Genomic DNA, 22,912 nt, shown 5'->3' with positions numbered 1-22,912 from the left:
GCCGGGACCCCACCACTTGGTCGGCGTGTGGGCGCACCCTTGTGGCGGCTGGTTCCAGCTGGTGGTGGGGCCGCCGGTCGGCTGTGCCCCACCATCTTCGAGGTCGAACCGTCAGGTCAGCTGGTCAGGCGGAAGGACTGGGCTGTCGAGCCGGAGCAGCTCTGCTGGGACAGCTTCGCGCCGTTGGCGGTGGAAGATCCGTCCACTGCCAGGCACTTGTCGCTGTGCCGTGCCACGAAGCGGTACTGCCCAGAGGCGAGGGACTCGGCACGCCACTGTTGGTTGGTGCCGCCGACGTAGTCCCACAGGTGCACCTTGGTTCCGTCCGCGGTTGCGCCTGCCCCGCCGTCCACATCCCAGGACTTGTTGTTGTGCTGGTTCACCACCTGGTAGTAGCCGTCACCGGTGGAGCGGAACTGCCACTTCTCGTTGGCCCCGTCGCCGCACGACCACTGTTGGAGCAGGGTGCCATTCGCGGTACCCCAGTCGGTGGCGTCCAGGCAGGCACCGCTGTTGGTGTTGGCCACCCGGTGCCAGGCGCCGGTGTCGATCGGCCCGGTCGGGTCACCGCCGCCGGACGGGTTCCACACGAAGGTGGCGACCGCGCCGGCGGGCAGGGTGTGGGTGAGGGAGCGGCCGTTGTCGGTGATGGAGAAGCGCTGTGTTCCGCCGGTGTTGACGACGTAGACGACGCGTGTGCCGTCCGGGTTCTGGAAGGCGACGTTCTGGATCCCTCCGCCGCCCTGGCTGGTGGAGCCGATGCGGGTGGCGCCGACCTTGACGAACTTGCTGATGTGGCCGAGCGAGTAGTACTCCGCACCCTTGCTGACGTTACCGTTCGCGATCTCGACCACGCCGTTGCAGCGATTGGCGCAGTGTCCCTGGTGCGGGCCGCCGTTCTGGTCGAGGGCGAGGTTCCAGGTCACCACGGTCTCGCCGCCGTTGCGCATGTTCTGCACGACGAGGTTCTCCGCCTGCCAGCGCAGGCTGTCTCCGAACGTGGCGGCAGGATCGGAGCTGTCGGTCCCGGAACACTCGGTGAAGAAGACACGCTTGCCGGCGTTGACGACCTGCTGCTGAGCGGAGGGCTGCCCCCCATAACAGTGGAAGGCTGCGCCGATGATGCGGTTGATCCCGGACGTCCGGGAGAACACCTCGAGGGGGTAGTTGGGGTGGTCCCAGTTGTGGTCGAAGGCGAGGATGTTCGTCGGCAGCGAGGCCGCGCTGAGTCTGGGATCGAGAACCCTGAGGAAATCCGCCTGCTGCGTCGACGACATGGACATGGAGGGATAGCTGGTGGCGAACTCGGGTTCGTTCTGGACGCTGAGATCGGTGAGGGTGATGCCCTCCTGCCGGTAGGCCTGGATCGCCTTGACCAGGTAGTCGGCGTAGGAGCCGTAGTGCTCGGGCTTGAGGCTGCCGCCGTTGAGCGAGTTGCTGGTCTTCATCCACGCCGGAGGTGACCAAGGGGTTCCCATGAAGCGGATGGACGGGTTGACACCGAGCGCCTGCTTGAGGACCGGAATGATCTCTGCCCGGTCCCGCTCGATGGAGAACTGACCGGGCGTGTCCTCGTACGAGTGCGGGTTGTTCGTGGCGTCGAAGTCGCTGCTGCCCAGCGGCTGACGCAGGTAGGAAAGGCCGATCCCGTCACCCGAGGTCGAGAACAGCGACCGCAGGAGGTCGTTGCGCCTGTCCTGCGGCAGTTGCTGTATGAGGTGGGCCGACGCACCGGTGACCGAGGCGCCGGCCCCCGTGAACCGCTGCCCCCGGGTGTTCGCGTCGACGCGGATGTCCACGGACTGTCGGGAGCCGGTGAAAGGTGCGCTGCCATCTGGGCTGAGCTTGCGGGTGCCGTCCGGGGTGGTGATCCACACCTGGGCGACGGGATCAGCGGCGGCCTGCGCGGTTCCACCACCCGTGAGGCCGAGGCCGGCGACGGCCAGGGCCAGGACGAGGGCAGCCGCCCGAGCTCTCGGCGGGCGAGTCCTGAAGCGGTTCGACACGGTGCGGGTCTCCTTCGGTCGGTGACGCGTGGGGGTGTGCCAATCGACTTGCCGGATTGGGGAGAACGGCGAGCCGACCGGGGCTCGAAGGGTGGTGCACTCGGGGTCGTGCGGGCCGGCTTGGAGGGCCGACCGCGGGGGAGGGGCCGCAGCACTTCCGTCTCCCGCCCGTCCCTCCCGATTCGTACGCAACGCTGCGACATCCGACGCCCGACGCCGAACCAGGGCCGGCGCAGCGATGCAAGGAGACCAGCGGGACCTGCTCGACTCCGGTGAGGAACACTCCGGCCGCGCTGCGGAGCAGTCGGACCGGATCTGGGGCCGCGAGGCCCTGTTGCCAAGGGAGACGGCATGAGGCTCCTCATGGGCGCAACGGCGGGTGGGCGACATGAAAGCACACTTACCAAGTACTCAGTAAGTGGTCTGCACCAATCCGTCCGGGAGGCGCAAAGATCATCACTGACCGTCGTGGCGCGGCGTAGGCTGTCGCGGGTGAGTGACCAGTCGGTAGGCAAACCTGCCCGCAGTGCCAGGGCTACACCGCGCGCCCCGCGCAGCGTCGAAGCTCGGAGGCGGCAGCAGGACATCCTGCATATCGCCACGGATACCTTCGCCGCCCGCGGCTACAACAACGCATCCCTGGCGGAGATCGCCGACCGCGTGGGATTGACCCAGGCCGGCGTGCTGCACTACTTCCGATCGAAGGCGTTGCTGCTCACCAGTGTCCTGGAACTCCGCGACGAAGCAGACATCGAGCAACTCGGCACCGAGCGCCCGAAAGGCCTTGAGTTTCTTCGTCATCTCGTCGCCACCGCCCGCCGGAACGCTGAGCGCGAGGGCATCGTCAGGCTCTACACAGTGCTCTCCGCCGAGTCTGTCACCGACGCCCACCCGGCCCAGGCCTACTTTCGGGACCGTTATGCCGGCCTGCGCGCCTTCGTCGCTGACGCCGTGATCGAAGCCTGCGGACTCGACGAGGAGAAGACGCCGGCCGCGCAGAACGCGGCGAACGCCATCATCGCCGTCATGGACGGTCTCCAGGTGCAATGGCTGCTTGCCTCGGAGCACGTGGACATGGTGGCCTCCACGGATCTGGTCATCACGTCGTTGCTCGCACACCTTGCTCCTGAGCGCTTCTCCGCGACCGCTTGAGCCCGCTACCGAATGCTCCCGGAACGGCGTCCACCCCAGACGGATGCGCTCGGTGAAGTGGTGCAGGTCGGCCACGACGATCTGCTGCTGGTGGGGGACGGTCAGCATCCGGTCCAAGTCGGCGTACGGGGCAGTCGGCCGGTCCAGGTCCCGGCAGGCCGGGTGCCGGTGCCGTTCCCGAGGCCAGTACGGCTCGACGGAGGGCGACCCATGCCTCGGTCAGGCGATTGCTGAGGATTGGGGGGCGGTCGCTATGGAAGAAGGCCGCAGCCCCGGTCTCCACGGCCGGAACGGCACGTTCGTTCTTCTCGGCCGCCGATCGTGCGGCCTGGGGCATATCGGATGCCCGGAGGAGAAGCCGCGCCTGCACCCCAAGGGCCCGGGGGAGGGGTCGGAGATTCCTGCCGAGCTCCCGGGAGCTGGCAGGTGGTGAGGCGACCAGCACCCATCCCTCGGCCAGGAGTTCCTGCACGAGGAGGTGCCCGCCCCCTACGGGCCGAGCTTTGGAGGCTGCCGAGTTGCACCGCCCGGTGTCGATGAACTCGGTTCCCGCGGCGACCTGGACCGGTCTCGCTGCGCTTTCGACTCGGTGACCACGCAGACGTCGAACCTTGCACGTCAAGGGCCAGTTCGCGTCAGCGACCCTCGGGCTTCAGCCTCTCTTCAGCTGGAAACGATAAGTTAACCCAGCAAACAACTTCGCTGAGCTAATCTGTCTTTTGACCAACCATTGACCAATGCTTGGTCCGGACTAGACGTGTGGGCCGCCGGGAGGGGGGCGCATGTTCCGAGGTGCAACGGCACGGACCTTGGTAGCGGTCGTCGCTTCCGTCCTTCTCGCACTCCCTTTCTTCGCATCCTCCGGGGAATTCGCAACCGCGCACACTGGCCGTCAGGCCGAGGTCAAAGAACAGAGTGCAACCAAGCTCTCCGGGAAGGCTTCACGCGCCGAGGCCTCCGGCACACGCCACTGCAACCACGCAGGGGACCCGACCCGCCCCCTGCGCACCCGCGACCGGCACCGCGCCGTCGACTTCGCCCCTCCGGGGCTTGCGCGTCCTCTGTCTGCCGGGGAGCCGGCGGCCGCGCCCGAGCGGGTGGCAGCAGGCGAGTTCCCCCTGTCGAGACCCTCGACAGCCCACTCCGCGGCGGCACTTCAAGTGTTCCGCTGCTGACGGCAGGGCGGTTCCCACCGCTGTTCCCCCACCTGTCATGCCAACCGACGCGCCCATCGGCGCGCCAGGTAAGCCCGACGCGCCCCCACAGCGCGCCAGGAGGAGTCACCAGATGCAGCCCCTCATCGACAACGCCCGTACGTTCGGACAACGCCCTGAGGAGTTCGCCAAGCTGGCCGAAGGCCAGTCCCCCCAAGTTCTGTTCATCACCTGTTCGGATTCCAGGGTCGTCCCGGCCCTGATCACGGGCGCCCGCCCGGGCGAGCTCTTCGAGCTGCGCACCGCGGGCAACATCGTTCCCCCCTACGCCTCGGAGCGCCCCACCAGCGAGGCGGCCACCATCGAATACGCCGTGGAGGTGCTGGGCGTCCGCGACATCGTGGTCTGCGGGCACTCGCACTGCGGTGCCGTCGGCGCCCTGGTCCGCGGCGACGACCTGGACGCCGTCCCTGCCGTGCGAGACTGGCTCAACCACGCCACCCCGCGTCCGTCCGGCAGGACCGAGGACCCGGAAGTGGCCGAGGGCGTGCAGAACCATGTCCTGGCCCAGGTGCTGCGCCTGCGGTCCTACCCGTTCATCGACAAGAGGCTGGCCGACGACCAACTGACCCTGCACGCCTGGTACTACGAGGTGCACACGGGCGCCGTGCGCGTCCACCGCACCGAGACCGACGCGTTCGAGGGTCTGTGATCGGCATGCTGCCCACATACCCCCACCTGCGGCAGGATTTCGCCGCTTCCCTGGTCGTCTTCCTGGTCGCGCTCCCGCTCTGCGTGGGAGTGGCTGTCGCCTCCGGCGTCCCGGCCGAACTCGGCCTCGTCACCGGGATAGTCGGCGGCGTTGTCACCGGTCTGATGCGGGGCAGCAGCCTCCAGGTCTCCGGACCCGCGGCCGGTCTGACCGTCCTCGTCTTCGAGGCGGTGAACGAGTTCGGGCTGCCCGCGCTCGGCGTCATCGTGCTGGCCGCCGGACTGATCCAGCTCGTCATGGGAGCCCTGAAACTGGGGCGCTGGTTCCGCGCGATATCCGTCTCGGTCGTCGAGGGCATGCTGGCCGGAATCGGTCTGGTGATCATCGCGGGTCAGCTGTACTCGGCGGCCGGCCAGGAGGCCCCCGCCTCCGGACTCGACAAGATCCTGGGCCTGCCCGGCGCCGTCATCGACGCGCTCGGCAGTACCACGGCCCTCACCTCGCTCGCCGTCGGCGCGGGCACCATCGCGGTGCTCGTGCTGTGGAAGAAGCTGCCGAAGAAGGCGCAGACCGTGCCCGGCGCGCTCGCCGCGGTCCTGCTCGCCACCCTGGTCACCCAGGCCTTCGGCCTCTCCGTCGCCACCGTCGAGGTGAACGGCCTGCTGGCCTCGATCCAGCCGCCCGGCATGGACGCCTTCGGTGAACTCTCCGACCCCGCCATCTTCGGCACGATCATCGCCTTCACCCTGATCGCCTCCGCCGAGAGCCTGTTCAGCGCCGCGGCCGTGGACCGGTTGCACGACGGTCCGCGCACCGAGTACGACAAGGAGCTCATGGCCCAGGGCGTGGGCAACACCGTGTGCGGCGCACTCGGCGCGCTGCCCATGACAGCGGTCATCGTGCGCAGTTCCGCCAATGTCCAGGCGGGCGCGAGGACCAAGGCGTCCCGGGTCATGCACGGCGTGTGGCTGCTGCTGTTCGCGGCCCTGCTGCCTTCGACGCTGGCGCTGATCCCGCTGCCCGCGCTCGCCGGCATCCTGGTCCACGCGGGCTTCAAGCTGATTCCCTTCCGGGAGATCGTGTCGCTGTGGCGCCACCACCGCGGCGAGGCGCTGATCCTGGTGGCCACCGCCGTCTCGATCGTCGCGGTGAACATGTTCGAGGGCGTTTTGATCGGTCTGGCCCTGGCCGTCGTCAAGACCGCCTGGGAGGCCTCACACCTCAGGCTGGAGATCGTCGACAAGGGTGCGGGCCCGATCCAGGCCCACCTGTCGGGCAACGCGACCTTCCTCAGGCTGCCGAAGATCCTCGACAGCCTGGAGTCGCTGCCCCAGGACCGTCCCGTGGAGCTGGACCTCTCCGGTCTGCATCACCTGGACCACGCCTGCCGTACGGCCCTGGAGAACTGGGCCGAGCGGCACAGCGCGGTCGGCACGGAACCCGTCCGGGTCACGGGACCGGAGCTGGTGAAGGTTCCCGCCCCGTAGCCCGGCGCCTCCCGGTCCAGGGCCGTCTGCGGCCCCGGACCGGGAACCGGGCACATCCTCACAGGAGGAGACATGCGGACCTCTGGGTGAGGAGGCCGGAAAGCTCCAAGCACTGGTGACGGTGGCCGTGACGGCCACTTCCGCCGGGGTCGTCCACCTCGCGGCGAGCGCGGGTCGTCAAGCAGTACGAGCAGGGCGTCTCTTGCCTCGGTCGCCTCGCGGGCGAGGTTCCGGAGCCCGGGTTCGCGGCGATCGCGCCGGCCTGGTCAAGGTGGAGGACTACAGGTTCGCCGTCTCCCAGATGGCCCAGCCGGATTGACCGGGCTTACATGGACCCCTGAACCGTCCGGGCTGTGCTGGGATTCACGGTGCTGGATCTGACCGGCCCGAGGGACCCACCCCGTGAGGGCCCGCGCCGCGAGCGCCGGCGAAGCGGTGACGGCCGACTCGGTCCCGGAGGTCTCGGTCCTGCGGCGCACAGGAATTCACCGCGAACGGAAGGCCAACCTCTACTTGCGTTCAGGTGTACAACCTTCCACATCTTCCTCATGTCGAACGGGTGTATTGCGGCGCCGCCGCCTCGCTCAGCCTTCCGAAGAGGGAACCCTTGCCATGTTGATCCGTTGGCTCTGTGCCGTGCTGCGTGTGCGAGGGACGGCCGACTTGGTCCTCGTCCTTCTGTTCGGCACCGCTTTCGCGGCCCTGCCGGTGTTCGCCCTGATGCCGTCCCTGTGGGGCTTCGCCGTGGCCTCGGCCGTGACCTACGCGGCCGACGAGGCGCTGCACGTGCGGGCGCCCGCCTTCGTGCGCCGGTTGGCGGCGCTGCAGCTCGACCGCACCCTGCGCTTCGCCGTGCGGACGGCCCTGCTGCTCGTCCTGGCCCAGCGCATGGACGTGCCGACCACCCTCCTGGTTGCCGGGTTGGCCGCCTTCAGCCTGCACTTCGCACTCGTCATGCTGTACACCGCCGTGCACCACGCTGTGCGTCGCCGGCGCGAGCTGCCCATGGCCGTCCGCAATCTCGACATGAGCGCGGCTGGTATCCCGCAGAGCCCGCCCGCTCTGCTGTATCGCCGGTTCCTGCGCAAGCTGCTGCACCTCGATGTACCGGCCCACATAGGACTGCTGGCCGCGCTTGCGGCAGGGACCAGCTACCCGGCCGAGACCGGCTTCGCGCTGACGTCGGTGCTGTCCCTGGCCGCAGTGCTGGCCATGCTGGCGCAACTGCGCCGGGCACGCCGGATGCCGACGCCGGACGAGGTGATCTCCGAGGTCAACCGGCAACTGGCCGGATACCGGTCCGAGGTGGCGCTGTACTTCAGCTTCGCCTCGGTGTCGCGGGACTTCATGTACCAGGTCAACATGTGGATCGAGACCCTGGAACAGCTCGACCGGCGCGCGCTGATCATCCTGCGTGAGCACGCCTCGTTCCGATACCTGAGCCGCACCCGGCTCCCCGTGATCTGTGTCCCCAAGGCCGACGACCTGGCCAAGCTGGAACTGCCCGACGTCCGGGTCGTCCTCTATCCCGGCAACGCCGGCAAGAACGTGCACATGCTGCGGGTCGCCGAGGCCAAGCACGTCTTCATCGGGCACGGCGACAGCGACAAGCTCGCCAGCAGCAACCGGGTCAGCAAGGTCTACGACGAGATCTGGGTGGCCGGCCGCGCGGGCCGCGACCGATACCAGCGAGTACGGCACGCCATCAGCAACCAGGCCATCGTCGAGGTGGGCCGTCCTCAGCTGGCGCCGATCCGCCCGGCCTCCGAACACACCCCGGTGAGTCCGCTGCCGACCGTCCTGTACGCCCCCACCTGGGAGGGGTGGAGCGACGACGACTGTCACACCTCCCTGATCCCGATGGGCGTACGCCTGGTCGAGCGGCTCCTCGCGGAGAACGTGCGGGTTCTCTACAAACCGCACCCTCTCACCGGCAAGCGCTCGCCCGAGGCGGCCGCCGCCGACCGGACCATCCGAGAGCTGCTGGACGCCGACAACGAACGCCACGAGGCATCCCAGGCCGAAGCCGCCGCCCCACGCTTGAAGGAGCTACGGGCCCGCCTGGGTGAGCTGACAGGCCGTCACAGTGGCGACCACGCCCAGCAGACCCGCGACGCACACCTGCCGAACGACGACGGCGCCGGTGAATGGAACGCACTGCATGCCGCCTGGCACGAGCTCCACTGGGAGAGCCAGGGGGTGGTCCGCCACCAGGTGATCACCGGGCAACTGCCCACGCTCTACGAGTGCTTCAACCAGGCGGACATGCTCATCAGCGACGTCTCCTCCGTCGTCGCCGACTTTGTGGCCAGCCTGAAGCCGTATGCCCTGACCAACGCCCAGGATCTGCCCGACGAGGACTTCCGGGCCGCGTACACCACCGCGGGCGGCGCCTACCTGCTCGACCGCGCCTGCAGCCGGCTTCCGGAGATCCTCAGGTCGGTCCGCGCACCAGGACACGACCCGATGGAACCGCACCGCCGTAGCCTCAAGGAGTACGTCCTCGGCCCGGACCGTCCCACGTCCGTGGAGCGGTTCAATGCTGCCGTCAACGCCCTGGCCGACAAGTCGACGGCAGAACGGGCCGAACCTGACCCGGACCGACGCCACGACGTCGTGATCCCCTTCCAACGTGCCGGCACGGACGGCGCGGACGAGCCGGAGAACGGAACGGCAGAACGGGAGACGCTGGAGGAGGCCGCACGCCTGCCCCGGGGTGGAGGCCCAGGGAGGGTCGGCTGACGGTGTGCGGATGTCTGGTGCGGTGGTGGACACCTGTGGTGCCGCCGCTGCTTGAGCGAGGTGAGCTGGTGAGAAAGGCGACTTGAGTGATCGGTCAGCGGGGCTACTCAGTCACCGGGACCCGATCCCCTGGGCAGGGCGGTCCGCTCGGGATTAGCCAGCTCGCTGCGGGCACCGAGCCTGTCGGGCGCGCGGTGGAGCCTGGCCCACACCAGGGCCCTCGGCCGCTTGCTGAAGCCGGAGACATCCACCTGGGGACCTTGCGTCACGGAAGGACTGCGTTTCGACTCAGCCTCGCTCTTTGGCCGCGTCGCCCTCGATGGATTCGACGACCTTCTTCGCTGTGGCCTTGGCCGAGCCCGGGTTCTGGCCGGTGACGAGGTTGCCGTCGGTCACGACGTAGGAGACGAACGGCAGTGTCGCCTTCTCGTAGAGCGCGCCGCGCTCCTTGGCTTTCTCCTCGGCGTTGTAGGGGACCAGCTTGTCGACGCGGGCGAGGACCTCCTCGGTCCAGGCGAACCCCGTCATCTTGCGGTCCGCGATGAGGTACGAGCCGTCGGAGAGCCGGGTGTTGAGCAGGCCGCAGTAGCCGTGGCAGACCGATGAGACGATGCCGCCGCGCTCGTAGATCTCGCGGGTGATGCGCTGCAGGCCCTCGCTGTCGGGGAAGTCGTACATCACCGCGTGGCCGCCGGTGAAGTAGATCGCGTCGTACTCTGATGGGTCGATCTGGTCAGGGCTCGCCGTGTTCTCAAGCAGCGCCATCTTCCTGGGGTCGGTGCGCCAGGTCTTGGCGGTCTTGTCGTAGTTCGGGAACTTCAGCGCGCGCGGCTCCAGCGGCACCGCGCCGCCGGCCGGGCTGACGAGCGTCTGCTCGTAGCCGCGTTCCTCGAAGATGTGCCAGGCGTGGGTGAGCTCGGAGAGCCACAGGCCGGTGGTTTGGGAGGGGTCGTCGTAGTGGCCGACGTTGGTGACGACGTTGAGGACGCGCTTGGTCATGGCTGATCTTCCTTCATGCGGACCGGGGTGGCGAGGTGACAGGCCGTCGTAGCCGGAGCCAGTGGACGGTCAGCGGATGCCGAGGGCACGCAGCGTCTTGAATGCTCGGGTCAGGATCCGCGCCCACTGCTCGTGCTCGATCCAGTGGGGCGGGGTGAAGCCCTGGAGGCGCTGGTGGGCGACGGTCTGGGCTTCGGTGTACTTGAGCAACCCTTCGGCGCCGTGACGGCGGCCAAGGCCTGAGTCGCCCATGCCGCCCATGGGGGCGTCGACGCTGCCCCAGGCGGCGGCGAACGCCTCGTTGACGTTGACGGTACCGGCGTGCAGCCGTCCCGCGATTTCGCGGGCCTCGGCGCCGTTGCGGCCCCATACGCTGCCGTTGAGGCCGTACGGGGTGGTGTTGGCCATCGCTACCGCCTCGTCGACGCACCGGTAGCGGTAGATCGACACCACGGGGCCGAATGTCTCGTGGTCGAACAGCGTCATCTCCGGAGTCACATCGGCCAGGATCGTCGGCTCGTAGAACAGCGGGCCGAGGTCGGGCCGGGCCCTGCCTCCGGCCAGCACGGTCGCGCCTTTCGCCACCGCGTCGTCGACGTGCGAGCTGACGGTCTCGAGCTGCGAGGGGGTGGTGAGCGAGCCCATGTCCATCGAGAAGTCGTAGGCCGCGCCCAGGCGCATGGCCCGCGTTCGTTCGGTGAACGCTGTGACGAACGCGTCGTGGATCTCGTCGGCGACGTACAGCCGCTCGATGGACACGCACAGCTGCCCGGCCGAGGGGAAGCAAGCGGCGACGGCGCCGGCGGCGGCCTTGTGGATGTCGGCGTCGGCGAGGACGACCATGGCGTTCTTGCCGCCAAGCTCAAGGGACGCGCCGATCAGCCTCTCGCCCGCGTCGCGCGCGATCCGGCGCCCGCTGGCGGTGGAACCGGTGAACATCATGTAGTCCCCGCCGGCCATGAGCGCGTCTCCGATGGAGCTGCCACGGCCGATCACCATCTGCCAGACATCGGCAGGCAGGCCCGCCTCGCGCATCAGGGACAGGGCCCACAACGCAGTCAGAGCGGTCTGGGTGTCGGGCTTCTGCACGACGGCGTTTCCGGCCATCAGGGCGGGGATGGCGTCGCCGGCGGCCATGCTGAGCGGGTAGTTCCAGGGCGAGATGACGGTGACGACGCCCTTGGGGTGGTGCAGTTCGGTGGTGTGGGTCAGCACCGGGATCGCACCCTTGCGGCGCTTGGGTGAGAGCAGCCGCCGTGCGCTGCGCGCGTAGTAGCGGGCGGTGATCGCGATGTCGCTCACTTCGAGGAACGCGTCGCGACGGGACTTGCCGCTCTCGGCCTGCATCAGGTCGAGAGCTTCCTCCTGCCGCTGGAGGACGAGGTCGTGGAAGCGCAGCATGATGCGCGTGCGGTCGGCCACCGGGGTGGCCGCCCAGCCGGCCTGGGCGGCGCGTGCCCGGGCGAAGGCCTCCTCGACGTCGCCAGGGGTGGAGACCGGCAGGTCCGCGAGCGGTGCGCCGGTGTAGGGCGCGGTCGTGGTGACCCGCTGGGCGCGGGGACCGGCGGCCACCAGGCCGGCCAGGCGGGCGAGCCGGGCCGGCGTCAGCGATGTCGGGAGGGCGGCGTCGACGTGGCCGGTGTGCGTGGTGGTCATCGTGGGTCTCAACTCCGGTCCTGGATGGAGGTGGGCACGGGCATGTGCAGAGCCAGCTGACCCTCGGTGGTGACGTCGAGCTGGATCGTGCGGATCGGCTTCAAAGAGCGCAGGTCGTCGCTCATTCGGCCCTGGCCGAGCTGCAGGTCCAAGCCGCGGGGGAACCGCGTCGTGCCCGAGGAGAGCATGTTGATCTGGCTGGTCGTGGAGTGCCAGGCGCCCTCGATCGTGGTGTACGAGGTCAGGGTCGAGACGTGTGCGCCGGTGGGCCGGGCGGTCTGCTTCGGTGTGGGCGCCGACAGCGCGAGGTCGAGGCCGCCCTGGTCGTTGGCGACCCTGGTGGAGGTGCGTTCGGTGTCGATGTCGACGTCGAGGTCGGTGACCCACTTGGGGAACCCGTAGCCGTCGTGGCCGCGGACCTGGGCGATCTCGGTGCTGACCGGGAGCGAGAGAACGTAGGAGTGCAGGGAGTCGTTCTTGAGTCCGGTGACCAGGTCGAACAGTCCCAGCCCACCGTGCCGCGCCGGCTTCACGGCGACGCCGACCGCGGCCTCGGTGTAGAAGTCGATGTCGCACACGTCGTACCGGAAGGCCATCACGGAGACGATGCCCAGCCCCGGGGCGATCTCGAGCGGGTCCAGCTCACGGGGCAGTCGGGTCCGGATCGCCTTGGTCGGGGCGAGCATCGTGAGCCGGGTGGAAGAGATGCGGTAGTAGAAGTTCGGCGTCAGCGTGGGTCCGATGCGGGAGTCCACGCGGCTCTTCGGCATCCGGCGGAAGAAGTCGACGTTGCCGACCCGCGGGTCCCGCTCGACCTCGTCGAGGTCGGTTTCCATGCGGAACCGGTCGTAGAGGCCGCCTTCCGGGACGGTGACGGGACGCCCCCCGAGGTCGACCTGTACGGTCCGGTCGGTCGGCCTGGTGGTCGATGCCATGGGCGCTCTCCTCCGATGTAAGCGGTGTTAACACCGAGCATGACACCGGGATGTGAGCACCGTCAACAATGGAGGGTGTGAGGCGCGCGACGGACGGGCGGTGCGCGTCAGGAGCCGACCGATGTGATGGCGAGAAAGGCGCTGCGCACCCGGTCGGCGACTTCCTCGCCCGAGGCGGCCTGCAGCTTGCCGTCGAGGTACAGGCAGGCCAGTCCGTGGGCCAGCCCCCAGCCGGCCGAGGCCAGGGCCGAGGCGTCCGCCTCGGGGGAGACGTGATGGAGTGCGTCGGCCAGCAGCTCGTGCAGGGCGTCGGCGGCCTTGACCCGCTCGTCGTCGGCGTCGTCGCACGGCTTGCCGAACATCACGCGGAACAGGGCCGGGCGCCGCAGGGCGAAGGCGACATAGGCGACGGCGAACTCGGCCAGGTCCGGGAGTGAGGCGGGCAGGCCGCGCCCGCCGTCCAGGTCGGCCAGCAAGTCCCGGAATCCCTCGACGGCCAGGGCGGACTCCAGGGCGTCGCGGTCCTTGAAGTGGCGGTACGGCGCGGTCGGCGACACGCCGGCCCGGCGTGCGACGGCACGCAAGGAGAAGGGCTCGCCACCCTCCAGCATCTCCATCGCGGCCGACAGCAGCGCCGCCCGCAGATCGCCGTGATGGTAGCCACTCTTCTCTGAAGTTGACACTGCTTACTTCGCCTTCCTATGCTGCGTGAGCACTGTAAACATAGCGCACGTCCGGAGGAACCACTGCCCGATGTCCCCCTACACGCAGGCGCGCCCCTTCGACGTCGTGCTCCTCGGCGCCACCGGTTTCACTGGCGCTCTGACCGCCCAGTACCTCACTGCCCATCTTCCCCCCGGCGCCAGGCTCGCCCTGGCCGGACGCAACCACGCCAAGCTGGAGTCCGTCCGTGACCGTCTCCTCCGGATCAACCAGCAGCTGGACGACATCGCGCTGCTCCACGCCGACTCCTCGGATGAGCAGTCCATGGCCCGCGTCGCCGAGTCCACGCGGGTCGTGATCACCACGGTCGGCCCCTACCTGGAGCACGGCGAACCACTGGTCGCGGCCTGCTCTGCGGCCGGCACGGACTACGTCGACCTCACCGGCGAGCCCGAGTTCGTCGACCGGATGTACGTCGAGCACCACGCGACCGCCGAGCGGACCGGTGCTCGCATCGTCCACGCCTGCGGCTTCGACTCGATCCCGCACGACCTCGGTGTGCTCTTCACCGTCCAGCAGCTCCCACCCGGGGTACCGGTGACCCTTCGGGGAGTGGTCCGCACCAACGCCACCATCTCCGGTGGCACGCTGCACTCCGGTCTCGGCCAGCTGTCGCGACCGCGCGCAATGCTGCAGGCCGGGGCCGCACGCCGCCGTCTCGAGCCGCGACCGCGCGGACGCCAGGTCCGCACCCGCGTCGGCCGCCCCCGCCGCGACCGAACGCTCGGGACCTGGCTGATCCCGCTGCCCACGATCGACACCGATGTCGTACGACGCTCCGCGCTCGCTCGCCCGGACTACGGGCCCGACTTCACCTACTCCCACTACGCCGGGGTCCGCCGCGTCGCGACCGTCGCCGGCGCACTGGCCGGCTCCGCCGTAGCCCTGGCAGCCGTGCAGGTCCCGCTCCTGCGCCGCGCCATCGGCCGACACATCCCCCAAGGCGAGGGTCCCTCGGCGGAGCGGCGCGATCGCACCTGGTTCACCGTCGACATCATCGGCGAGGGCGGCGGCCAGACCGTACACACCCAGGTCAGAGGTGCAGACCCCGGCTATACCGAGACAGCCAAGATGCTGGCCGAGTCGGCGTTGTCCCTCGCCTTCGACGACAACCCACCCACCGCCGGCCAGGTCACCACCGCCACCGCGATGGGAGAGAACCTGCTGCGCCGCCTCGGCGACGCCGACATCTCCTTCACCGTGATCACCTCGCGGAGGGCGCCCCATGCCGCACGTTGAAAGGGGCGGCACCAGCACGCCGATCGTTCTCATCTCGCCGGCGATGGCCATCGGCTCCGGCTACTGCCGGCCACTGGTCGCCGAATTCGAGCGACACGGGTGGCAAGCCCGAGCGCTGCGCCGACGAGGGTGAGAGCGCGGCGAACCACGTGCGAGCCGACGCGAGGACTGGGCCTACCACGACGAGATCGACGACATCGCACAATCCGTCGCCGCGGCGCGGGCAGCGTGACCCGCGCGGCCAGTGCTCCTTCTCGGTCACAGCCTCGGGGGACAGCTCGTAGCCGGACACGAGCTCACCCGTCCGCCGACCGACGGCGTGATCACGGTCGCCGGTGCCATCCCGCGCTACCGGCACTACGCCTATGGAGGCCTCCACGTCGCGGCCATGGCGGCGATGGTGGTCCCGGCGATGACAGGGGTGTTCGACTACCTCCCCAAGTCGACGTTCGGTGGCCCCGGGGCCCGCACCCTGATGCGGGAATGGGCCCGCATGGTGCTCACCGGCCGACCGCCGTACGCGGTCGACCAGCCGATCAACACACCGACCCTCGTCATCAGCCTGGGCAACGACGCACTGTCGCCGCTCAAGGCCGTCGACGACGTCGCTCGCCTCTTCTCGCCCGCCTCGGTGACACGCTGGCACCACACCAGTGACCAGGTTCCCGAAGGCTCGACCAACGACCACATCGGCTGGGTCCGCACCCCGGCCACGGTGGTCGACCACATCGTCACGTGGTGGCACGGCACTCCTCGCAGTCGAGCTGCCGCCCTCACCCACACCATCCATCTCAAGGAGACCCCATGCAGACCGTTCTCGGCGCCGGCGGACCGATCGCCGACGAGCTCGTGAACGAGCTCCACCGCAGCCACACCAAGGACATCCGCCTCGTCAGCCGCAAGCCGGTGAGGGTGAACGACACCGATGAGCTCGTGGCCGCAGACCTCACCGACGCCGACGCGACCAGCCGTGCCGTCGCTGGCAGCGACATCGCCTATCTCACCGTCGGCCTGCCCCTGGACTCGGAGCTGTGGGAGCGACAGTTCCCCGTCATGATGCGCAACGTCATCGACGCCTGCGCCGAACACGGCACAAAGCTCGTCTTCTTCGACAACACCTACATGTATCCCGGAACGCCGACGCCCCAGACCGAGTCGACGGCATTCGCACCGGGCGGACGCAAGGGACGGGTCCGCGGACAGATCGCCACCATGCTGCTCGAAGCCGTGCGGGCCGGACAGGTCGAAGCGCTGATCGGCCGGGCGCCCGAGTTCTACGGTCCCGGCAAGACGACGAGCTACACGAACTCGCTGGTGTTCGACCGGATCAAGGCAGGCAAGAGGCCGTTCGTCCCGATCGACGCCCATGCCCAGCGTTCCCTGATCTGGACCCCCGACGCAAGCCGCGCTCTCGCCCTGCTCGGAAACACGCCGGATGCCTACGGCCAGACGTGGCACCTTCCGGTCGACCCGGACCGGAAGTCCTACGCCCAGCTCATCGAGATCGCAGGCGAAGTCACCGGCCGCAAGATCGGCTACACGGTGCTGCCGATGCTGGCCTTCCGCCTCGGGCGCCGCTTCGTCAAGCCGCTCGACGAGATGTACGAACTGCTCGCCCGCTACCAGGACGACAACATCTTCGACAGCTCGAAGTTCGCGGCCCGCTTCCCCGAATTCCAGATCACGAGCTATCGGGAGGGAGAGGAGCGGATTCTCGCGGGCTGATCCGTCGACGAGCCCTCTTGCCGGTCGACTCGCACGCCAAATCATCGAGAGCGGCTCAGGGGCTCCCACAGGCACTCCGCTCTGGGCCATCGCCGGGATGCTGCCCGGTGGCGACAGCTTCCTTGCTGACCTGGAGGAGAAGTTCGCGGCCTTGGACGGCCGTGTCTGACGGACGGGTCTGCCCGCTCGTCATGAGCGGGCTCCCCGGGACCGGCCGCCGTATTCAGCTATATCTGCCGACGATCGCGGCAGCGTGTCCCGATCGACCGGTACGGGCCCGGTGCGGGACGTGGGCAGACGGACGTCCACCCGCGTGCCACAGCCGGGAACGCTGTCCAGACGGATCCTGCCGTGGTGCAGGTCCGTGATCGCCGCCACGATGGCCAGTCCCAGCCCGCTGCCTCCGTCGGCACGGCTGCGGCCCTTGTCGGCGCGATAGAACCGGTCGAAGACGTGGGTGAGCGACGTAGCACCACCTCGTCGCCAGACGTGCTCAGAGAGACCCGACAGGGAACGGCCAGTGCCAAAAGAGCGGTTCGTCCTTCGTGGGGTTCCTTAGATGACTGGCGCAAGCCATTGCTTGGGGCGGACCGTGCTGACGTGTGAGGATCCGTCGGTGGAGTGCGATGTGTGCGGCCAGACGATGTGGCGGTGGCCGGTGGCGCAGACGGCCTGGGAAGAGGAGATCTGGTCCTGCTTGTGGTGTCATGCCGCCACGCATGTGGGCGGTGAGTGGTTCGAGATCTTGCGACCGCCGTATCTGCCCGTGGAGATGCGCTGGGAGACGGCCGTCGCGGATGGTCTCGCCGCTGGCGTCTCCCACGCCTTCGGCATCTTCGACAAGACGCTGTGCGGGATCCAGGACATCGGCATGTCACCGTCCGACCACTGGTGGCTGCCGGAACGGGAGAACGCCTGCGGCGTCTGCCGGGAAGCGGCGGTTGTCATCGATGACCGCTGGCCACAGGCGATGCGGGGCGAGGACGCGCGGGTCAGTGTGGCCCGCCGGCTATGAGCCCTTCCAGTTCGCCGTCGATCCTCGGGTGAGCCTGCGGCTCAGCAGGTCGATCATCGCGAGACGGGTCACCGCCTCGCAGCGCGGATGGGTTTCGTCGGGCGAGCCCGCGGTGATTCATGAGCCAGCCGAATGACCGCTCGACGACCCAGCGACGCGGGATGACCTCGCCGTCCTCAGGTTGTGCCTCCGGCGCCAGCCCTGGCATAAACCCGCACCAGCACCAGCACCTGCCCGTCCCCGGGCTTGGGTCGGTTGATCTCCCGCACCTCGAGGGGACTGCCGAACGCGGCCATCACCACTGCGCGCTTCGCGGCACCCGTCCTCTCGCGTCCATGGCCGCACCCCGCCGCTGACACGGCCCGGCCCGGTGCGCGAGCTGGTAGGCGAGCAGGGCGGACTGGTCTGTTTTGTATGGTGACGCGTGTGCGCAGGACGGATACCGAGGAGAGGATTCTCGGCACGGCTGTGGGTCTTTTCCATCGTCATGGGCTGCGGGGAGTGGGGGTGGATCGGGTCTTTGCGGATTCGGGGGTGGCGAAGTCCACGTTGTGTGCGCATTTTCGCTCGAGGGGCGGTCTGATCGCGGCCTATCTGAGGCGTACGGACGAGTCGTGGATGGGGCGGCTGCGGGCTGCTGCCGAGGCCGCCGGGCCCGGCCCGGCCGAGCAGGTGGTGGGTCTGTTCGATGCGCTGTTGGCCTCCTTCGACTGTCATGGCTTCTTCGGCTGTCCCTTCGTCAGCGCGGCGGTCGAGGCCGAGCTCGACTGGAAGGCCCATGCGGCGACCGTCGCCCATATCCGGCGCCGTCAGGAGTGGCTGACCGGCCTCGCCGGTGCCGCGGGAGCGGCGGAGCCGGCCGTGCTGGCCGCACACCTCGGGTTGCTGATCGACGGCGCTCTGGTTTGCGGGCGGCTGCTGCAGGACCGTGCAGTCGTCGACGCGGTCAAGTCGTCCGCCCGGGCCGCCGTCGTCGCCCATACCGCACACAACACCGCGACCGCTGCGTGAGGCCCCCGCACGGCATGCTCGCACCCGTGCCCGGCCGGACCGGCAAGGCGCCGGCGCAGCAGATCCGCCGCGCCCGCCCGGCGGCGGCACCCGCCACCGCAAGGCACTGGGCTCTCCCGCGCCAGATGCACAACGTTCCCGAGGAGTGATGCTGAGGATGCCGGACAGCCAGACGATGCCGGGCGCGCGGGTCCCCGCGGAGGGGTTCTGCCGGATGTGCGGCTGGGACGGTGACATCTTCTGGGAGGACGGCTGGCCGACCTCGGCCGTCTGTGAGTGCTGCGGCAGTGAGTCCGGTATCGGTGACATGGGATCGGAGCCCGGTTCGTGGGGCGGTGTCCGGGGTCTGCACGATTTTCGGGGATGGTGGATCGGGCACGGTGCCCGGTGGTGGTGTCCGCGCAGCAGGCCGCGGGACTGGGACGTGCTCCAGCAGGTGATGAACATCCCCGCGTCGTGGCGCACCCCGCCGCCGCCTGCGGCCGACCGGGAACGACGCGTCCTTGAGCGGGCCGTGTCCGGGTCGCTGGGGATGGAGACCGTGTGCCGGATCTGCGGTCTGGCCGGGCCGTCGTTCTGGCGTGACGGCGTGCCGACCGGGATGCTCTGCCCGTGTTGCGGCAGCGAGTCCGGCATCGACGATCTGGGGCACCCCGCAGACGGGGAGACGATGCGGGCCATCCGTACCCGCCGCGGCTACTGGGTCGCTCTCGCAGCCCCGTGGAGCGAGCCCGCGGCCCGCCCGGCGGGCTGGGACGTCCTCGAGCAGCTCGGCGCCATCCCGCCTGCCTGGCGGTGACCTCACCGCCGACCTGTTCGGGCGGCTCGCTCCTCGCCTGCGGATCGTGTCCTGCGATGTGTGACCGCGTGACCGCGCACCTGCGGTCGACGCCCGCCGCCCGCAGCGTGCTGCAGAGCGTGTGCGGCGCGGTCGATGTCGCCGGTCGTTCGTCAGCGTCGTGGCCGGAGCGGTCGCTGGTGGGTTGACCGCCGGCGACCACGTGGCTTCGTGAGCGCTGCCGGCGCGGAGTGCTCAAGGCCGGCGGGGGGCTGTCGGCAGGAAGGGCGGGTGCTCTCGGGGATCGGCGAGCCAGTCGTCGAAGGTGGTCGGCGCGATGCGGGCGTCCTTGCCGGGCAGGAGGGCGTCGCCTGCCATCTCCGGGCCGAGCGGCGATGACCAGGTGGGCACCAGCTTGACCGGGTGGCCGCGCGCTTCGTTGGTGCGCCGGGCCATGTCGACCAGGTCCTGCGGTTCCGGGCCGGCGACGTCGCGGTGGCGCCCCTGCGGTGCGCCCGTGGCGGTCTCGGCGAGGACGGCGGCGACGTCCTCGGGCGCGATCGGCTGCAGGAGCAGCGGCGGGACGGCGGCGACGCCGTCGTGTTCGGTCCAGCTCGTCACCGTTGCGGCGAAGTCGTGGAACTGTGTGAAGGGGACGATCGTCCACGGTGTCGGGCCCTCGGCCACGAGGCGCTCCTGCTCGCGTTTGCCGGCGTAGTGGGCGTTGCCGTCCACCCGGTCGATGCCGACGATCGAGAGCAGGACGTGGTGACGGACACCGGCCCGCTCCTCGGCGGCGAGCAGGTTGGAGGTGGCGGCGCCGAAGGAGGCCACTGCCTCCTCCCGGTCGGCTGCCGCGTGGCTGGTGGCGTCGACGACGGCGTCGACGCCGGTCAGCGCGGTGTCGAGGCCGTCCCCGCTGGTCAGGTCGATGCCGTGTGAGCGGCTGATCCGTACGACGTCGTGTGCGGCCTGCTCCAGAACGGCGACGGTGCGGGCTCCGATGTTGCCGGTTGCTCCGGCGACTGCGATGCGCATGGTGAGTGGTCCTCTGGTGTGCGCGATGCCTGTCAGTGTCCCCCTGCTGCCGGCCTTCGCGCGAGGGGCGGTCTTGCCACCTCCAAGATAGGAGCATATGCTCGTATTGCCGAGGGGGGCTCTCCCGGGTCCCTTGTCTCTGCGGCGATTTCCCGCCAGAAGGTTGTGCCATGACTCTCTCCACTGCATCGGCTGCCGAGCGCGAGCGGCAGCGCCCCGCGACAGCGGAGCGCAAACCCGAGCCGAGCAGGCGGGCCGACCGGCCGCCGGTGAAGGCATGGCTGCAGCCGGTGCTGATCTCGCTGATCGTCGTGGCCGCCTTCATCGCGTGCTACGTCGGTCTCCAGCGTGACCCGCAGCCCCACCGGGTGCCGGTCGCCGTCACCGGGCCGAGCCTGCCGGGCGAGATACAGCACGCCCTGGGTGACGCCGTCGAGGTCCACCCGGCTGCGGACGCCGCGACGGCACGTCACGCGCTGGAGCGGCACGAGGTGGTGGCGGTGCTCGATACCGCGGCCCCCGGCCGGCTGAACCTGCAGATCGCCGGAGCCGCCGGCGTGTCCACCACATCGGCCGTGAGCCGGCTCGTCGACGCCTACGCCCAGGGCGCCGGCGCGCACGTGACCACCTCGGACGTGGTCCCGCTGGCCGAGCACGACGCCCGCGGCCTGGCCGGCTTCTACGTGGCCTTCGGCGTGAGCCTGGCCGGTTTCGTCCTGGGTTCCAACGTCCTGGGGCTGGCCGGTGTCATGCGTCTTCGGCACCGGTACTTCCTGCTCGGCGGAGCCTCCGCCGCCATCGGCGCCGTAGGGGCGATCGTCGTCGGGCCCGTCCTGGGCGCCGCTCCGGCCCCGCTGGTGCCGCTGGTCTTCGTCCTGGCCCTGCTCGCGGCCGCGACGGCGTTCACGACGAAGCTGCTGGGCGCCTTCCTGGGCCCCGTCGGGCTGCCGGTCACCACACTGGTGCTGCTGACCGTCGGCAACGCCACGAGCGGCGCGGTCATCGGAGCCGACCTTCTGCCCTCCTGGGCCCGGGCCGTCTCCGCCCTGCTGCCGCCGGGAGCGGCTGTCCGCGGCATCGCCGATCTCAGCTACTACGACGGCGCGCACCTCGCAGGTCCCGTCCTGACCCTGGCCCTGTGGGCCGTCGTCGCGGGGTTCGTGCTGAGTCTGCGCCCCCGCCTGATGCGGCGCCGGGCAGCCGGCGCGTGAGCGCGGCGACAGGCGCCCGGTTGCTGTTCCTGCCGTTGTGCCGTTGCGGCTCTCCGCCGTTCCCGGCGGGCAGGACTCCCGGCAAGAACGGCGGCCGACGACCGGCCCCCCTCGCGCGGACTGCGTGGGGTGGCCGACGACCGGCCCCCCTCGCGCGGACTGCGTGGGGTGGCCGACGACCGGCCCCTTCCCGCGGACTGCGGGGAACGGCGCGACTGGTCGGGATCGTCACGCAGAGGTTCCCGGTGGCTGGACGAGGCCATCAGGAAGGCCGCTTGCGACCCTGCCCCGGGCAGGGCGGAGCCGGCGAGCGCGGCGGGAGCGCCGCGAGGAGGAGAGGCTGGGATGGAACACGGACGCACCACCGCCGACCCGGCGCAGAGGCAGCGCAGCCTGCGGTTCTCCAGCCTGCCCGAGCCTGTCCGGCTGGAGGACACGGTGGAGGAGCGGCCGGCGGTTGCGCACGACGCCCGAAGCGGTGCCTACGACCCGGACCGGTGGCTCATACGCATGGGCGGCCTGTGAGCCGCGCCGCCGCCCGGCCGGACGGGCGGGATCCGCGAGCCTCAGCCGCTGCGCGACCGGTGTCGCCCCCGGTGCCGGGGTCCTCGATCCTTCCGCAGTGCTGCGCCACCCTTCACGCGCCGTACGAATCCCGAGAGGACCCTTGTGAAGGACCGGAAAGATTCGCGTCCGGTTGACGTCGATCGCCGCCGCCGGAGCGGTCGGGAGTCGGGATCGGGTGCTTCCTCCACCTGTTCCAGGCGGGGCCCGCCGACAGGAGGGCCGGCGTCTACTCCGCCCAGGGGTGGAATCCGGTGCCGAGGACGTCCTCGAGCGCGGCGCGCAGTCGGGCTGCCTTGTCCTGGCCGAAGCTCTCCTCGAACTCGGACTGCACGGTGCGCCAGTAGGGGAGGGCGGCCTTCATCCGGGCGAGGCCGTCCGGGGTGAGGGTGACGATGCGGGCGCGGCGGTCGGTCGGTGAGGGCTCGACGGTGACCAGTCCCTCCCGGGCGAGGGGCTTGAGGTTGGTGGCCAAGGTGGTGCGGTCCATGGCGATCATGTCGGCGAGGCTCGTGATGGTGGTCTGCTCCTGGGTGCTCAGCTTCTGCAGGATGCTGAACTGCGTCGCGCGCAGGCCCGTCGGGGCGAGCGCCTTGTCGTAGGTGGCGCCGAGGTATCGGGCCGCCTTGCGCAGGGCCAGGTTGTTGCAGGCGTCGAGGGTGTCTGTTCCGGTGCGCGTCATGATCCTCTCCAGATACCGATCCCGTGGACGAGCGTGTACGAGTATATGCTCCTAATGGTGGCGGTGCCCACCTGGCCCGGGGG

21 protein-coding genes and 1 pseudogene are annotated in these 22,912 nt (G+C 69.7%); 13 read left to right on the top strand and 9 right to left on the bottom strand.

Going from position 1 to position 22,912, the window contains the following annotated elements:
- Window positions 1-116 precede the first annotated feature (116 nt).
- Entirely contained in the window at window positions 117-2,006 is a 1,890-nt protein-coding gene (locus ACFV46_RS31210) for an RICIN domain-containing protein (RefSeq protein WP_385500712.1), read from the bottom strand.
- A gap of 492 nt (window positions 2,007-2,498) precedes the next feature.
- Here ACFV46_RS31210 and ACFV46_RS31205 point away from each other — a divergent pair, with 492 nt between their 5' ends.
- The 4 genes from ACFV46_RS31205 to ACFV46_RS31190 all read left to right on the top strand — a co-directional run bounded on the left by ACFV46_RS31205 (window position 2,499) and on the right by ACFV46_RS31190 (window position 9,253).
- Window positions 2,499-3,158, top strand: a complete 660-nt coding sequence (locus ACFV46_RS31205) for a TetR/AcrR family transcriptional regulator (protein WP_385500711.1) — start codon at window positions 2,499-2,501, stop codon at window positions 3,156-3,158.
- A gap of 1,287 nt (window positions 3,159-4,445) precedes the next feature.
- A complete protein-coding gene (locus ACFV46_RS31200; protein ID WP_361934621.1) occupies window positions 4,446-5,024 on the top strand; it encodes a carbonic anhydrase in 579 nt (192 codons plus the stop codon).
- 5 nt (window positions 5,025-5,029) lie between these two features.
- Window positions 5,030-6,511, top strand: coding sequence for a SulP family inorganic anion transporter (locus tag ACFV46_RS31195; RefSeq protein WP_385500709.1), 1,482 nt, complete (start codon window positions 5,030-5,032; stop codon window positions 6,509-6,511).
- Window positions 6,512-7,174: 663 nt separating this feature from the next.
- Complete coding sequence (locus ACFV46_RS31190) at window positions 7,175-9,253, top strand: hypothetical protein (RefSeq protein WP_385500708.1); 2,079 nt, start codon at window positions 7,175-7,177, stop codon at window positions 9,251-9,253.
- 288 nt (window positions 9,254-9,541) lie between these two features.
- On the opposite strand, the gene ACFV46_RS31185 is transcribed toward ACFV46_RS31190, so the two are convergent.
- The 4 genes from ACFV46_RS31185 to ACFV46_RS31170 form a co-directional block, all read right to left on the bottom strand.
- Window positions 9,542-10,252: a type 1 glutamine amidotransferase domain-containing protein gene (locus ACFV46_RS31185; RefSeq protein WP_385500707.1), complete on the bottom strand. Its 711-nt coding sequence runs from the start codon at window positions 10,250-10,252 to the stop codon at window positions 9,542-9,544.
- A gap of 69 nt (window positions 10,253-10,321) precedes the next feature.
- Entirely contained in the window at window positions 10,322-11,908 is a 1,587-nt protein-coding gene (locus ACFV46_RS31180) for a succinic semialdehyde dehydrogenase (protein WP_385500704.1), read from the bottom strand.
- Window positions 11,909-11,916: 8 nt separating this feature from the next.
- Window positions 11,917-12,843 (bottom strand): acetoacetate decarboxylase family protein, encoded by a 927-nt coding sequence (locus tag ACFV46_RS31175; protein ID WP_385500702.1) that lies wholly within the window; start codon window positions 12,841-12,843, stop codon window positions 11,917-11,919.
- 107 nt (window positions 12,844-12,950) lie between these two features.
- Window positions 12,951-13,526, bottom strand: a complete 576-nt coding sequence (locus ACFV46_RS31170) for a TetR/AcrR family transcriptional regulator (RefSeq protein WP_361934638.1) — start codon at window positions 13,524-13,526, stop codon at window positions 12,951-12,953.
- Between the two features lie 70 nt (window positions 13,527-13,596).
- Between ACFV46_RS31170 and ACFV46_RS31165 the strand changes: the two genes are divergently transcribed.
- The 3 genes from ACFV46_RS31165 (at window position 13,597) to ACFV46_RS31155 (ending at window position 16,530) form a co-directional block, all read left to right on the top strand.
- Window positions 13,597-14,805: a saccharopine dehydrogenase family protein gene (locus ACFV46_RS31165; protein ID WP_385500700.1), complete on the top strand. Its 1,209-nt coding sequence runs from the start codon at window positions 13,597-13,599 to the stop codon at window positions 14,803-14,805.
- Between the two features lie 319 nt (window positions 14,806-15,124).
- On the top strand, window positions 15,125-15,658 hold the full coding sequence (locus tag ACFV46_RS31160; RefSeq protein ID WP_385500699.1) for a hypothetical protein: 534 nt from the start codon (window positions 15,125-15,127) through the stop codon (window positions 15,656-15,658).
- Window positions 15,610-16,530, top strand: a complete 921-nt coding sequence (locus ACFV46_RS31155) for an NAD-dependent epimerase/dehydratase family protein (protein ID WP_385500696.1) — start codon at window positions 15,610-15,612, stop codon at window positions 16,528-16,530. Before ACFV46_RS31160 ends, ACFV46_RS31155 begins: the two co-directional genes overlap by 49 nt.
- Window positions 16,531-16,719: 189 nt before the next feature.
- Here ACFV46_RS31155 and ACFV46_RS31150 read toward each other — a convergent pair whose 3' ends face one another.
- Window positions 16,720-17,040 carry an ATP-binding protein gene (locus ACFV46_RS31150; RefSeq protein WP_385500739.1) on the bottom strand — a complete coding sequence of 107 codons (321 nt, stop codon included), beginning with the start codon at window positions 17,038-17,040 and terminating at the stop codon, window positions 16,720-16,722.
- Between the two features lie 148 nt (window positions 17,041-17,188).
- Here ACFV46_RS31150 and ACFV46_RS31145 point away from each other — a divergent pair, with 148 nt between their 5' ends.
- Window positions 17,189-17,545: a hypothetical protein gene (locus tag ACFV46_RS31145; RefSeq protein WP_385500695.1), complete on the top strand. Its 357-nt coding sequence runs from the start codon at window positions 17,189-17,191 to the stop codon at window positions 17,543-17,545.
- A 73-nt stretch (window positions 17,546-17,618) separates the two neighbouring features.
- Here ACFV46_RS31145 and ACFV46_RS31140 read toward each other — a convergent pair.
- A pseudogene (locus tag ACFV46_RS31140) lies at window positions 17,619-17,711 on the bottom strand (IS5/IS1182 family transposase); the annotation flags it as partial.
- 260 nt (window positions 17,712-17,971) lie between these two features.
- On the opposite strand from ACFV46_RS31140, the gene ACFV46_RS31135 reads away from it, so the two are divergent.
- The 3 genes from ACFV46_RS31135 to ACFV46_RS31125 are packed head-to-tail and all read left to right on the top strand — an operon-like array spanning window position 17,972 to window position 19,355.
- Window positions 17,972-18,556, top strand: coding sequence for a TetR/AcrR family transcriptional regulator (locus ACFV46_RS31135; protein ID WP_385500694.1), 585 nt, complete (start codon window positions 17,972-17,974; stop codon window positions 18,554-18,556).
- Between the two features lie 26 nt (window positions 18,557-18,582).
- Window positions 18,583-18,705 (top strand): hypothetical protein, encoded by a 123-nt coding sequence (locus ACFV46_RS31130; RefSeq protein ID WP_385500692.1) that lies wholly within the window; start codon window positions 18,583-18,585, stop codon window positions 18,703-18,705.
- An 8-nt stretch (window positions 18,706-18,713) separates the two neighbouring features.
- Window positions 18,714-19,355: a hypothetical protein gene (locus ACFV46_RS31125; RefSeq protein WP_385500690.1), complete on the top strand. Its 642-nt coding sequence runs from the start codon at window positions 18,714-18,716 to the stop codon at window positions 19,353-19,355.
- Between the two features lie 234 nt (window positions 19,356-19,589).
- Here the strand turns inward: ACFV46_RS31125 and ACFV46_RS31120 are convergent, their stop codons facing one another.
- Window positions 19,590-20,372 (bottom strand): SDR family oxidoreductase, encoded by a 783-nt coding sequence (locus tag ACFV46_RS31120; RefSeq protein ID WP_385500688.1) that lies wholly within the window; start codon window positions 20,370-20,372, stop codon window positions 19,590-19,592.
- Window positions 20,373-20,542: 170 nt separating this feature from the next.
- Between ACFV46_RS31120 and ACFV46_RS31115 the strand changes: the two genes are divergently transcribed.
- Window positions 20,543-21,583, top strand: a complete 1,041-nt coding sequence (locus ACFV46_RS31115) for a hypothetical protein (protein ID WP_385500687.1) — start codon at window positions 20,543-20,545, stop codon at window positions 21,581-21,583.
- A gap of 345 nt (window positions 21,584-21,928) precedes the next feature.
- On the top strand, window positions 21,929-22,108 hold the full coding sequence (locus ACFV46_RS31110; RefSeq protein WP_385500685.1) for a hypothetical protein: 180 nt from the start codon (window positions 21,929-21,931) through the stop codon (window positions 22,106-22,108).
- A 268-nt stretch (window positions 22,109-22,376) separates the two neighbouring features.
- On the opposite strand, the gene ACFV46_RS31105 is transcribed toward ACFV46_RS31110, so the two are convergent.
- Complete coding sequence (locus tag ACFV46_RS31105) at window positions 22,377-22,829, bottom strand: MarR family winged helix-turn-helix transcriptional regulator (RefSeq protein ID WP_361929615.1); 453 nt, start codon at window positions 22,827-22,829, stop codon at window positions 22,377-22,379.
- Between the last annotated feature and the right edge of the window lie 83 nt (window positions 22,830-22,912).

This window comes from Streptomyces sp. NPDC059852, assembly GCF_042731455.1.
In the GTDB taxonomy this organism is placed as follows: domain Bacteria; phylum Actinomycetota; class Actinomycetes; order Streptomycetales; family Streptomycetaceae; genus Streptomyces.
The sequence above is the reverse complement of the archived record's forward strand: the minus strand, read 5'-3'. Positions and strand labels throughout refer to the sequence as shown.